General features: G+C 45.4%; 10 protein-coding genes. 3 read left to right on the top strand and 7 right to left on the bottom strand.

Translation table 11 applies throughout. The annotated features are described in order from the left end of the window. The first annotated feature begins 24 nt into the window (after window positions 1-24). Entirely contained in the window at window positions 25-4,827 is a 4,803-nt protein-coding gene (locus V7K31_RS16570; RefSeq protein ID WP_335095417.1) for a DUF4912 domain-containing protein, read from the top strand. Between the two features lie 3 nt (window positions 4,828-4,830). Here V7K31_RS16570 and V7K31_RS16565 read toward each other — a convergent pair whose 3' ends face one another. Both V7K31_RS16565 and V7K31_RS16560 read right to left on the bottom strand, forming a co-directional pair. Continuing rightward, window positions 4,831-5,079 (bottom strand): hypothetical protein, encoded by a 249-nt coding sequence (locus V7K31_RS16565; protein WP_335095416.1) that lies wholly within the window; start codon window positions 5,077-5,079, stop codon window positions 4,831-4,833. Window positions 5,080-5,099: 20 nt separating this feature from the next. Further along, window positions 5,100-5,651: an NUDIX hydrolase gene (locus V7K31_RS16560; RefSeq protein ID WP_335095415.1), complete on the bottom strand. Its 552-nt coding sequence runs from the start codon at window positions 5,649-5,651 to the stop codon at window positions 5,100-5,102. A 139-nt stretch (window positions 5,652-5,790) separates the two neighbouring features. Here V7K31_RS16560 and V7K31_RS16555 point away from each other — a divergent pair, with 139 nt between their 5' ends. Both V7K31_RS16555 and V7K31_RS16550 read left to right on the top strand, forming a co-directional pair. Then, complete coding sequence (locus V7K31_RS16555) at window positions 5,791-6,843, top strand: dipeptide epimerase (protein ID WP_335095414.1); 1,053 nt, start codon at window positions 5,791-5,793, stop codon at window positions 6,841-6,843. Then, a complete protein-coding gene (locus V7K31_RS16550; RefSeq protein WP_335095413.1) occupies window positions 6,827-7,873 on the top strand; it encodes a DUF1611 domain-containing protein in 1,047 nt (348 codons plus the stop codon). Before V7K31_RS16555 ends, V7K31_RS16550 begins: the two co-directional genes overlap by 17 nt. On the opposite strand, the gene V7K31_RS16545 is transcribed toward V7K31_RS16550, so the two are convergent. From V7K31_RS16545 to psaB, 5 genes are all read right to left on the bottom strand, one after another. Next, window positions 7,870-8,175, bottom strand: a complete 306-nt coding sequence (locus V7K31_RS16545) for a hypothetical protein (protein WP_335095412.1) — start codon at window positions 8,173-8,175, stop codon at window positions 7,870-7,872. The two genes, V7K31_RS16550 and V7K31_RS16545, sit on opposite strands and share 4 nt — an antisense overlap. A 17-nt stretch (window positions 8,176-8,192) precedes the next feature. Then, window positions 8,193-8,510, bottom strand: coding sequence for a DUF5615 family PIN-like protein (locus V7K31_RS16540; RefSeq protein ID WP_335095410.1), 318 nt, complete (start codon window positions 8,508-8,510; stop codon window positions 8,193-8,195). After that, window positions 8,500-8,832: a hypothetical protein gene (locus V7K31_RS16535; RefSeq protein ID WP_335095409.1), complete on the bottom strand. Its 333-nt coding sequence runs from the start codon at window positions 8,830-8,832 to the stop codon at window positions 8,500-8,502. The genes V7K31_RS16540 and V7K31_RS16535 overlap by 11 nt, the downstream gene beginning before the upstream one ends. Before the next feature lie 179 nt (window positions 8,833-9,011). Continuing rightward, on the bottom strand, window positions 9,012-10,052 hold the full coding sequence (locus V7K31_RS16530; RefSeq protein ID WP_335095407.1) for a methyltransferase: 1,041 nt from the start codon (window positions 10,050-10,052) through the stop codon (window positions 9,012-9,014). A 253-nt stretch (window positions 10,053-10,305) separates the two neighbouring features. Further along, entirely contained in the window at window positions 10,306-12,531 is a 2,226-nt protein-coding gene (gene psaB / locus V7K31_RS16525) for a photosystem I core protein PsaB (protein WP_334825193.1), read from the bottom strand. Window positions 12,532-12,568 lie beyond the last annotated feature (37 nt).

Here is a 12,568-nt window from a genome sequence, read left to right as displayed (position 1 = left end):
ATTTTTTACTTTAATCAAGGGCATATGTGGCAACAAGAAAAAAAAGATACTTCAATAGTCAGACTAGTATTATGGGTTGCCTTAGCTACGACCCCGATCGCAGCAACTCTGGTGGGATCTGCACCGATGCTGGCACAATCTACACCTGAAGCTCCCTCTTTTCCACTGCCGCAAACGGTACAGAATGGGGCGACAGTGCGGATTGACGGTTCAAGTAGCTTGGCTGCAATCAACCAAAGCCTGAAAGAAAGTTTTGAAAAACAGTTTTCCGGCACAAAGGTTGAAATTGCTGCTAACGGCACTGGTACGGCACTGAAAGATTTGCTAGATGGCAAAATTGACATAGCAGCAATTGGGCGTGGGTTGACACCAGCAGAAAAAGCCCAAGGACTAGAGCAAGTTCGCTTGCGCCGTGAGAAGATTGCGATCGTGGTTGGTGCAGATAATCCTTTCAAGCAAAGCTTGACGAGTAGGCAATTCGCCCGGATTTTCCGGGGACAAATTACAAATTGGTCACAACTGGGCGGTCCTCCAGGGAAGATTCGGTTAATCGATCACCCGAACACTAGTGAGACTCGCAATACTTTTCGCACTTATCCAGCCTTCAAGACTGGTGAATTTGCTACAGGTCCCAATGCTACCCAAGTAACTGAGGATAATACCGCAGAAATTATCAAACAACTGGGCAAAGACGGCATCAGCTATGTATTAGCTAATCAGGTGTCGAAGCTGAAAGATGTACGAGTTCTGCAATTACATCAAGCCTTGCCAGATGATGCGAAATATCCCTTCTCGCAACCTTTGGTTTACGTTTACAAAAAAAATCCCAGCTTAAGCATAGTCGATTTTCTCGGCTTTACCCTTGCACCCCCAGGACAGCAAGCTATAGAACAAGCTAGAACTACTGAAGCAGAGGCGATCGCCGCCAGCGTGTTACAACCTGCTCTCACGCCTTCCCCTAGTGCCCAAACGACACCTGCTGCTACGCCTTCCCCTAGTGCGACTACTTCTGTATTTGGCGAACAGCCCTTTGTGGCTGCTCCTGCACAAGAGAGTCCAATTGTAGACAAGAAAACACCATTGTGGTTGCTGCTACCTTTGTTTTTTATTCCTCTAGCTGGAGGGTTACTATGGTGGGTTGTGGTAAAACGCCCATTGCCTACTGAGAAAACAGACAACTTACCAGAATCAAATCCTCATCCACCCAGTCCAGAAGATGGAGAAACGGCGGTACTCAATGCCAGCACAGCTCACTATGGTAACGGAGCAATGCTTGAGGAGCAGCCAGTATCGCACTTTCAAGAGCAAGAAACCCCCGATCGCACTCCTTTCAACATCTATGCTCAAACACAATCTGATCTGACCGAGAACGCTACTCAGGGGACATCAAATTTCGTACAAGAGGCAACTAATGGCGGCTCTAACTTCTATGAAGGCACAAAATCAGGCGTAGCTAATAATGGATCAGAAAATAACAACTTGGGAGCCGCAGCTTTAACGGGTGGTGCGGCTCTAGCAACGGGCATCGGGGCAACTACCTGGTCTGCTTTTAACAACAAAGAAACAGAAATATACGCGATTGATGATACAGTCGAGCTAAATAATTATATGGAGACAAACCCTCCAGAGTCTGATCAAATTGCATGGGAGATAGAAGCCCCGGCGGCTGTAGTAAATACTTCATATCCTCACCTGGGTAATCTTCCAGAAGAGACATCTGATGTGGAACTGCCTTCAGCTGACGTGACAGCCCCACTCGCGGAATTACCAGATGTGCCAGAAATAACATCTGATTTTGGATATTGGGACACAGAAGTTAGTGAAAATCAGATAGATGAGGAACTTCAGGCAGAATTGAACTGGCTAGAGAGCATCACCTCAACTGAAGATACAGCCTCAGTAGATGAATTACCTTTATCAGAGTCTGGCGAACTGGCAGCAGATGTGGAACCGTCAGAGGCAGAAACAGCCTCACTGCTCGATTTGCCAGAATTCCCAGAAGATACATTGAATGTGATCGCGGACGAGGCCGAACCCACTCTCAATTTTTTGCTAGAGGAGGAATCACAAGCAGAGCCGACTGTTGGGGAAGGTGTTGCTGAAACTGACTCCACAGATTTTGCTGCTGCTGCGGCTTTAGCAGCAGGTGCAGGGATTGGCGCCTGGGCTACCACTTTGCCATCAGAATCCCAAGATCCGATAGTTGATGATCTGCCGATTGCGGATGAAACAGATATTGATTGGGGGGATGCAGAAGAAGAGGGCATGGGGCATGGGGCATTGGGCATTGAGGATGAAGAGAGCAGTATTTTGCTCACACCGCATACTGATACATCAGCTCATGTCTCTTGGGAGATTTCCGAAACTAACAAAGCAACCCTGCACCAACAAGGCGGCTCTCAATTGGTAGTGCGGCTCTACGATGTAACTGGGATAGATTTGAGTTATCAAAGTCCCCAGCTTGTCCAGGAGTATGAATGTGAGGAGACAGCACACGATCGCTCTGTGGAAATTCCCGTCAGCGATCGCGACTACATGGCTGAAATTGGCTATGTCGCTTATGGCGAACATTGGTTATTCATCGCCCGTTCCGCGATCGTTCGTGTCTTCAGTCCTGTTCATCCCGATCCCATCGTTGAAGAAGAGAGCCGTATTGTCCTCACACCGCATACAGATACATCGGCTGATGTCTCTTGGGAGATTTCCGAAACTAAGAAAGCAGCGCTGCACCAACAGGGTGGCTCTCAATTGGTAGTGCGGCTCTACGATGTAACTGGGATAGATTTGAGTTATCAAAGTCCCCAGCTTGTCCAGCAGTATGAATGTGAAGAGACAGCACACGATCGCTCTGTGGAAATTCCGATCAGCGATCACGACTACATAGCTGAAATTGGCTATATTGCTGATGGCGAACACTGGTTACTTATCGCCCGTTCCGCGATCGTTCGTGTCTTCAGTTCTGTTCATCCAGATCCGATAGTTGAAGATGTGCCGCTTGCGGATGAAACAGATATTGATTGGCCAGATGCAGAAGAAGAGGGCATGGGGCATGGGGCATTGGGCATTGAGGATGAAGAGAGCCGTATTTTGCTCACACCGCATACAGATACATCGGCTGATCTCTCTTGGGAGATTTCCGAAACTAAGAAAGCAGCGCTGCACCAACAGGGTGGCTCTCAATTGGTAGTGCGGCTCTACGATGTAACTGGGATAGATTTGAGTTATCAAAGTCCCCAGCTTGTCCAGCAGTATGAATGTGAGGAGACAGCACGCGATCGCTCTGTGGAAATTCCCGTCAGCGATCACGATTACATGGCTGAAATTGGCTATGTCGCTGATGGCGATCGCTGGTTACTTATCGCCCGTTCCGCGATCGTTCGTGTCTTCAGTTCTGTTCATCCAGATCCGATAGTTGATGATCTGCCGATTGGAGATGAAACAGATATTGATTGGGGGGATGCAGAAGAAGAGGGCATGGGGCATGGGGCATTGGGCATTGAGGGTGAAGAGAGCAGTATTTTGCTCACACCGCATACTGATACATCGGCTGATGTCTCTTGGGAGATTTCCGAAACTAAGAAAGCAGCGCTGCAACAACAGGGCGGCTCTCAATTGCTAGTCCGGCTCTACGATGTGACTGGGATAGATTTGAGTTATCAAAGTCCCCAACTTGTCAAGCAGTATGAATGTGAGGAGACAGCAGACGATCGCTCTGTGGAAATTCCCGTCAGCGATCGCGATTACATGGCTGAAATTGGCTATGTCGCTGATGGCGAACATTGGTTACTTATCGCCCGTTCCGCGATCGTTCGTGTCTTCAGTCCTGTTCATCCCGATCCCAGAGTTGAAGAAGAGAGCCGTATTGTCCTAACATCCCGCACTCCCGAATGGGCTGATGTCTCTTGGGAGATTTCAGAAACTAAGAAAGCAGCGCTGCACCAACAAGGCGGCTCTCAATTGGTAGTGCGGCTCTACGATGTAACTGGGATAGATTTGAGTTATCAAAGTCCTCAGTTTGTCCAGCAGTATGAATGTGAAGAGACAGCACACGATCGCTTTGTGGCTATTCCCGTCAGCGATCGCGATTACATGGCTGAAATTGGCTATATTGCTGATGGCGATCGCTGGTTACTTATCGCCCGTTCCGCGATCGTTCGTGTCTTCAGTCCTGTTCATGCAGATCCCACAACAGATCCCACAGTTGAAAATGTAGCGTTAACAAGCGAAACAGCTATTGGCTTGGTAGATGCCCAAGAAAATAGTAGTGAAGAAGAGAGCAGTATTGTGGTAACACCCCGTACTCCCAAGTGGGCTTATGTCTCTTGGTACATTTCCAAAGCTCAGAACGAAGCGCTGCAACAACAGGGCGGCTCCCAATTGTTAGTGCGGCTATACGATGTAACTGGGATTGACTTGAGTTATCAAAGTCCCCAACTTGTCCAGCAGTATGAATGTGAAGAGGTAGCACGCGATCGCTTTGTGGCTATTCCCGTCAGCGATTGCGACTACATGGTTGAAATTGGCTATATTGCTGATGGCGATCGTTGGTTACTCATCGCCCGTTCACCTAATGTTCGGATTTTCAGTCATGCTCAGGGAGATTTTTGGTTTGTGGCAGATGCTGAGTTAATTATTCACGGAGCAACCCAACCAAACACAACCGTAAACATTGGTGGTCATACGATCAAAATCAAACCCGATGGTACTTTCCACTTACGTCTCCCCTTTTCAGATGGTTTAATGGACTATCTGATAACGGTAGCTGCTGACGGGGAATCCACTAGAACTATCCATAAGAAGTTCTCCCAGGAAACTTCAGAAAGCTAGAAATTACCCTGAGTTATCTCCTCTAACCCTATTCTCCCCTTTTAGGGAAAATGGGGGGAGGTTTTCCAGATACTGTGAAAAGTCAATGAACAGGAAAGGGAGCAGGGGGTTCTTAGCTGGAGGAAGAACCCCATAAATAAATTTAGTTGCTCTGATCGCTTGAATGAGAAGTTTTTCATCTTCAGCTAGTTCCGCTAACTCACTTTGACTAACTTTGAGGAAAGTATCAGCAGTCACTGTAAAGACAAACATAATAATTAACTCTTAGATTATTAACAATTTAGAAAATTTAAACCTAAAAAAAGAGCCGCTACACTTCCCGCCACAGAGATTTCTCCTTGAATGACTTTCTCTAAAACTGATTCAACGGGAATTAATACAACTTCAATCTCTTCGGTAATATCCAGTTGTTGCTCTCCAACTTTGTTCACATTCTCTGCTAAAAATAAATGTATTTGATTAGTATCTTTACTCGGCTTATCGTATAGAGTTGCGATTTTTCTAAATTCTTGGGGAATATAACCAGTCTCTTCTCTTAGTTCTCTAATTGCTGCTACTTCGGCACTCTCTTTTGTGGAATCAAAATTCCCTGCTGGCAATTCCAACAAAAACTCACCTACAGCGTGTCTATATTGCCGGACGAAAATAATTTCTCTATTACTAGTAATAGGTAAAACCATCGCAACGTCAGGCTTAATACTGACAAAATAATCATCGATAATTTTACCGTTGGGCAATTCTATTTCATCTTGCCTTACCTTACACCAGTAATGATCTAAGACCATTTTTGATTTTAAAGTTTTCCATTTTTTTAAGTTGGTCATAAATTAAGTAAAAAATAAAATTTTGGATAAAAAGTTTAGGAGTCAAGCAATGAATGTAAAAAAGTATAACAGATACATCCGATAATCTAAATTTTGAACTTACACTGGCTTTTGCAATAACATAATATGGGGAATAAGTATGCAAATAAATATAAATTTATTTACAGTAAACAAGAGATTTCCGTTAACCATTAGTCGAGGTACAACAGCACAGACAACGAATGTATGGGTGCGGATCTCACATGATGGCATCGAAGGCTGGGGGGAAGCATCGCCATTCGGTGTGGGTAATCATCGGCAATCAACTGATAGGATCAAAGACGCTTTAGAGCAAGTTATCCCACTGTTGCAAACATTCAGCCCCTTACAACGACAGCAAATTGAGCAAGTTTTAACACAAACTCAGGTTCCTTCTGCTGCTAGAGCAGCCTTGGATATAGCAATGCACGACTGGCTCGGTAAGCGCGTCGGATTACCCTTGTGGCAAATTTGGGGACTCGATCGCAATCAAATAGTCCCGACTTCTGTCACAATTGGGATTAATTCCCCTGAAGGTGCCAGGGCTAGAGCGCGAGACTGGTTACAATTTACCGATGTCCGCCTTTTCAAGGTGAAGCTAGGTAGTCCAGATGGAATAGATGCAGATAAAAAAATGCTATTAGCAGTGCAAGAAGAAGCACCGGAACCAGAGTTTTTTGTTGATGCTAACGGGGGTTGGAGTTTATCAGATGCGATCGCCATGTGCAATTGGCTGGCTGATTTAGGTATAAAGTATGTAGAACAGCCATTGCCACGGGGGCAGGAAAAAAGTTTAGCAAAACTAAAAGAACACTCTCCTCTACCCATCTTTGTCGATGAAAGTTGTTTCACAAGCTCCGATATACCTGATTTGGCAAACTACGTGGATGGCATTAATATCAAACTGATGAAATCAGGGGGACTAACCGAGGCAATGCGAATGGTACATACAGCGCGAGCATATCGGTTGCAAGTAATGTTCGGTTGCTATTCTGACAGTTCACTAGCTAATACAGCAGCATTACAGCTAGCACCACTAGCTGATTATCTAGATTTAGACAGTCACCTTAACTTAATTGATGATCCTTTTACGGGTGCATTGCTAAAAGAAGGGAGAGTTTTGCCAAACGATTTACCAGGTTTGGGGGTACAATACAGTGCGTCTACCACTTAATCAACGAGTAGCTATCTTGCTGCATGAAGGAACTACTGGGACTCACGGCAAAACAGGGCTAGCAATTTTACGTTATAGTGAAGCCCCAATCGTAGCCGTAATCGATCGCGAGTGTGCTGGGAAATCCCTACCAGAATTAACAGGTATCAAGCGTGATGTGCCAATTGTGGCATCGGTAGCCGCAGCCCTGGAATATAAGCCAGAAGTTTTGGTAATAGGCATTGCCCCAGGAGGTGGCGCTATCCCAGATGATTACTGGCATGAAATCAAAGACGCTCTAGAGGCTGGGATGTCGCTGGTGAATGGTTTACATACACCAATGGCAAACATCCCGGAGTTAAATGCACTGCTCAAACCAGGACAATTAATTTGGGATGTACGGAAAGAGCCAGCTAATATAAGTGTTGCTAGTGGGATAGCACGTACCCTTCCTTGTCGGCGGGTGTTGACAGTGGGAACCGACATGGCGATCGGTAAAATGTCAACTAGCCTAGAGTTACATTGGGCATCAAAACTGCGGGGCTGGCGTTCTAAATTCCTCGCCACAGGTCAAACTGGGGTAATGTTAGAAGGGGACGGCGTGGCTTTAGATGCCGTGCGGGTAGACTTTGCTGCCGGTGCTGTGGAACAAATAATCATGCGCTATGGCAAAAACTACGACATCTTGCACATTGAAGGACAAGGTTCACTGCTACACCCTGGTTCAACAGCAACTTTACCCCTAATCCGTGGTTCGCAACCAACCCAACTGGTGTTGGTACATCGGGCGGGACAAGTTCATGTACGTAATCATCCTCATGTACTAATTCCACCTTTACCAGAAGTGATTCGGCTTTATGAAACTGTCGCTAGTGCTGGTGGTGCCTTTGCAAGTGTTCCTGTAGTGGGTATAGCGCTTAACACAGCCCATCTAGATGAATCTGCGGCTGAAGAAGCGATCGCTCAAACTATAGCAGAAACTGGGCTACCTTGCACTGATGTCGTACGCTTTGATGCAAATGTGCTATTGGATGCAGTGATGAACAATTAGTAGCCTCTTTGCTTACCCCACCCCAACCAAGCTTTAGTCATTTCGTTTACTTTTCCCCTATATTCTTGAGGAACCGGATCTTCTCTGCTGATGGATTTTAATGCCCAGAACCAGTGTCCAGATTTCTTTTCCATTTCCCTAAGTAAAAGTGGGATTACAGGTTTTCCCATACCAATAATTTGCTGGTATGCATGGTGCATCGACATTTGGTTAGTAGATGATATCCCAAAAGTTTCTTCACGCCATTGTTTAACAAGCGCTGTAAAGGTAGGTTCTATTTCTGAGATTTGCAGTTCTTCCATATTTTGACTGCTGACAACTAAAGATTAATTTTAGGCGATCGCCGGATTCGCGTCTGTATGTCGTCTGCCACTACAAGACAACCTTTCAACTTTTCTAAAGATTGCTCCTGTACAACACCAGACAAAATTTCTAGAACTGCTTGACGGCTACGGTTATGCGAACGCAATAGTAGAATTCCAGGATGAGTGCCTGGTGGAAAGCGGCGAATATCAGAGAAATCTAAATCAAGGGTGATAAAAAATCGTTCCTCAGCACAAACTTGCTCCAGCGATCGCTCCTCATCAGAGAGAGATAGAATAAGTTGCAACAGTGATTCAACAAGTTTAGTGTTCATTTCGTATTTCGGTTTGTTTTACATACATTTTTTCTATTAATTCCTTTTCGTTTTTTACTTTTGGTATCTGTATGAGACGCAACGAGATACCGTGTTCTTGTTCATCTTCTTGATCAAGTAATTCAAATTGGGTGAATTCATCCTCCATTAAGAAGTAACGTGCTTCTTCTTCATTAGAAAATGTGTATTTAGAACCATCACAATCTAATATCTCAGAGGATAAATCATCGTAAGTTATTAACCTTGCCCAATTTAAGTTAGGAAAACTACACCACATCAGCCACCAATTTTCTTTGAGAATAGCTTTTTGTTGGAATTGCATTTTATTTCCATTTATTTTTATAGTATCTTCAAGTTCTATTTACGTAAGTCCTGACTAAAAAAGTAATAGCAATTGCAGTTTGAGAAGTATAACAAAGTTTTGCCATCACTTGATTGAGGCAACCCTTGCTACATAAGCTTTACGCCAAGTGTTTCTTCAGAGAGCGTTAGTCCCTAGTCCTATAGCTTTACTGCTTCAATGACGTTTATTGCTAAAGAAGTGGGAACGATGCGAGTGAGTTTGAAGCCTGCTGCTGCTAAAAGCGATCGATATTCGGCTTCAGTGCGTTCGCATCCACCTGTCATCACCAGCATATTCAGATCCATTAGCTTGCCAAAGGATGAGGATAGGTTATTACCAGGGGTAATTACTTGTTCAAAAAGCAAGAGTTTGCCATCTTCTGGCATCGCTTGATGACAGTTCTTCAGAATCACAACGGATTTTTCATCATCCCAGTCATGAATGATGAACTTGAGCAGATAAGCATCACCACCAGATGGTACTGATTCAAAAAAGTTTCCTGCAATAGTTGTGCAACGTTCTGCATAACTTTCTCCTTGCAAGCGAGGTTTTGCATTCTCTATTACGTTCGGCACATCAAAGAGAATGCCTTTGAGTTTTAGATTAGCTTTGAGTATGGTAGTAATTAAACTACCCTGTCCACCTCCGACATCCACCACAGTGTTAAATGAAGAGAAATCATAGTTATTTATAATTGCTTCTAGTACTGTAGCGGTAACACTGGTCATTGACCGATCAAAGAGTTTGCCAGCTTCAGCATTTTGAGCGTAGTAATCCCAAATATTCATGCCAGCGACATCATCAAAAGCAATTTCGCCAGTTTTGACGCTGTGTAGCAGGTTTCCCCAGCCCAAGTAATGGACTTGTCCCAGTTCCCAGATTGCAAAAAAACGTAAAGAACCAGGAGTATCTGTTTGCAAGGTTGCCGCTAAGGGCGTTAAGGTAAAGCGGCGGTTTTCATCCTCATCAAATATACCCACACTGGCAAGGCTACGCAGTAAGCGGTAGAGAGATGGTGGATGCGTTTCGGTGATTGCAGCCAGTTCCTCGACAGTTTTGGGTTGTTCTTGGAGGTAGTCGGCAATACCAAGCTTTGCAGCGATATAGATTGCCTGTGACACCCAAAAGCCAGAAATCATTTGTAGCATAGCAATGGGTGGAGCTACTTCAGCATCAGAGGTTATATCTATTTGAGTCATATTGATTGATTTTTTCCTTTGTTTAGTTATTGGTTGTTTTCCACTAGCCTCTAACTAATAACTAATGTTTCATAATCATGTTTACATTTTGGCTATGTCAAGTAGTGTATCAGCATCTTTCCAAGCTGTAGTGAATTAAACTTTTACAACTTGAGCAGCGTCTTTGCCTTGTGCCTAAAAGTGAAAGGATTAAAAAATCCCCCACCTTGCGGCAGGGGATTTTTATTACTTAACTACAAAACTAGCAGCCGAATTAACCGAACTTACCAGCAGTAGAAGCAATCAAGAACGCGGCGTAAGTCACGATGTAGCCAACAGTGAAGTGAGCTAGACCAACTACACGAGCTTGAACAATCGACAGAGCCACGGGCTTGTCTTTCCAGCGAACTAGGTTAGCTAGAGGAGTGCGTTCGTGTGCCCAGACAAGGGTTTCAATCAACTCTTGCCAGTAACCTCTCCAGGAGATTAAGAACATGAAGCCAGTAGCCCAAACTAGGTGTCCAAACAGGAACATCCAAGCCCAGACAGACAGGTTATTCACGCCGTAAGGGTTGTAACCGTTAATCAACTGAGCAGAGTTAGCCCACAGGTAATCGCGGAACCAGCCCATGAGATATGTAGAGTTCTCATTGAACTGAGCGACGTTGCCTTGCCAAATACCTAGATGCTTCCAATGCCAGTAGAACGTAACCCAACCAAGGGTGTTCAGCATCCAGAATGTAGCGAGGTAGAAGGAATCCCAAGCTGAGATGTCGCAAGTACCGCCACGACCGGGACCGTCGCAAGGGAAGGCATAGCCGAAGTCCTTTTTATCGGGCATCAGCTTAGAACCACGGGCATCCAAAGCACCTTTGACCAAGATCAAGGTGGTGGTGTGCAGACCTAAAGCGATCGCATGGTGTACCAAGAAGTCGCCAGGGCCAATGGTCAAGAACAGGGAGTTAGTACCAGCGTTGATGGCATCTAACCAGCCTGGCAACCAAACGTTAGCGTAGTTAGGCCATGCTGTGTAAGCAATACTATCTGGGTTAGATAGCAAAGTATCTAAACCGTACAGTACTTTACCGTTAGCAGCTTGGACGAATTGAGCAAACACTGGCTCAATCAAGATTTGCTTTTCAGGAGTGCCGAAAGCAACTACTACGTCGTTGTGTACGTACAGACCAAGGGTGTGGAAGCCCAAGAAAAGGGATACCCAGCTGAGGTGGGAAATAATCGCTTCTTTGTGCTGCAACACACGCTCAAGGACGTTACCCTTGTTTTGCTCTGGGTCGTAATCACGTACCCAGAATATTGCTCCGTGGGCAAAAGCACCAAGCATCAGGAATCCAGCAATATACTGGTGATGCGTGTACAACGCTGCCTGGGTTGTGTAGTCCTTCGCAATAAATGCGTAGGAAGGCATGGAGTACATGTGCTGCGCTACCAGGGAAGTAACAACACCTAACGCTGCTAAGTGCCATCCCAATTGGAAGTGCAGGGAGTTGTTGTAGGTGTCGTAGATACCTTGGTGAGGTAGGTTGAACGGACCTTCAACAGGAATACCAAAGAAATTCTTGGCATTCAAGGCTTCCTTGAGACTGTGACCAATCCCAAAGTTTGTCCGGTACATGTGACCGGCAATGATGAATAGAACTGCGATCGCTAGGTGGTGGTGAGCTATGTCAGTCAGCCACAAAGCTTCTGTCTGAGGATGGAAGCCACCCAAGAAACTTAGAATTGCAGTTCCTGCACCTTGCGATGTCCCGAATATATGTCCAGGAGTGTCAGGGTTTTGAGAGTAAACACCCCAATTGCCTGTAAAGAATGGTGTCAAACCGGCTGGGTGGGGTGGGGTACTCAAGAAGTTATCCCAACCTACGTGCTGACCGCGAGCTTCGGGGACAGCAACGTGAATTAAGTGACCAGCCCATGCCAAAGAACTAACACCAAACAAACCTGCTAAGTGGTGGTTTAGACGATGTTCAGCGCTCTTAAACCATGCCAAGCTGGGACGGTACTTGGGTTGCAAGTGCAGCCAACCAGCGAACAAGAATATCGCCGCGAATAACAGCAAGAACACTGAACCGTTATACAGTTCGCCGTTCGTCCGCATTCCGATGGTATACCACCAATGGTAGAGACCAGAGTAGGTAATGTTTACCGGATTGCTAGCGCCAGCTTGGGTAAAAGCTTCGATCGCTGGTTTACCGAAGTGGGGGTCCCAAATCGCGTGGGCGATGGGACGGATATGAAGGGGATCTTTAATCCACTGTTCAAAGTTACCTTGCCAGGCTACGTGGAACAGGAGGCTGGATGCCCACAGGAAGATGATTGCCAAGTGACCGAAGTGAGTTGCGAAAATCTTTTGGTAAAGATTTTCTTCCGTCATGCCATCATGGGTTTCAAAATCGTTGCCTGTAGCGATCGCATACCATATCCGACGAGTCGTCGGGTCCTGTGCGAGATCCTGGCTAAATTTTGGAAATTTTGTCGCCATAGGTTTAACAAATCCTCTGACCTTTAGCCATCAAGTA

It is taken from the genome of Nostoc sp. (assembly GCF_036917675.1).
Lineage (GTDB): Bacteria > Cyanobacteriota > Cyanobacteriia > Cyanobacteriales > Nostocaceae > Nostoc.
Note: the sequence above shows the minus strand (reverse complement) of the source record. Positions and strands in the feature narration are given on the sequence as shown.

Bases quoted from the DNA above. Each gene is read 5' to 3' on its own strand.
- V7K31_RS16530 (WP_335095407.1), bottom strand. From the start codon at position 10,052: ATGACTCAAATAGATATAACCTCTGATGCTGAAGTAGCTCCACCCATT.
- V7K31_RS16555 (WP_335095414.1), top strand. From the start codon at position 5,791: ATGCAAATAAATATAAATTTATTTACAGTAAACAAGAGATTTCCGTTA.
- psaB (WP_334825193.1), bottom strand. From the start codon at position 12,531: ATGGCGACAAAATTTCCAAAATTTAGCCAGGATCTCGCACAGGACCCG.
- V7K31_RS16535 (WP_335095409.1), bottom strand. From the start codon at position 8,832: ATGCAATTCCAACAAAAAGCTATTCTCAAAGAAAATTGGTGGCTGATG.
- V7K31_RS16560 (WP_335095415.1), bottom strand. From the start codon at position 5,651: ATGACCAACTTAAAAAAATGGAAAACTTTAAAATCAAAAATGGTCTTA.
- V7K31_RS16545 (WP_335095412.1), bottom strand. From the start codon at position 8,175: ATGGAAGAACTGCAAATCTCAGAAATAGAACCTACCTTTACAGCGCTT.
- V7K31_RS16565 (WP_335095416.1), bottom strand. From the start codon at position 5,079: ATGTTTGTCTTTACAGTGACTGCTGATACTTTCCTCAAAGTTAGTCAA.
- V7K31_RS16570 (WP_335095417.1), top strand. From the start codon at position 25: ATGTGGCAACAAGAAAAAAAAGATACTTCAATAGTCAGACTAGTATTA.
- V7K31_RS16540 (WP_335095410.1), bottom strand. From the start codon at position 8,510: ATGAACACTAAACTTGTTGAATCACTGTTGCAACTTATTCTATCTCTC.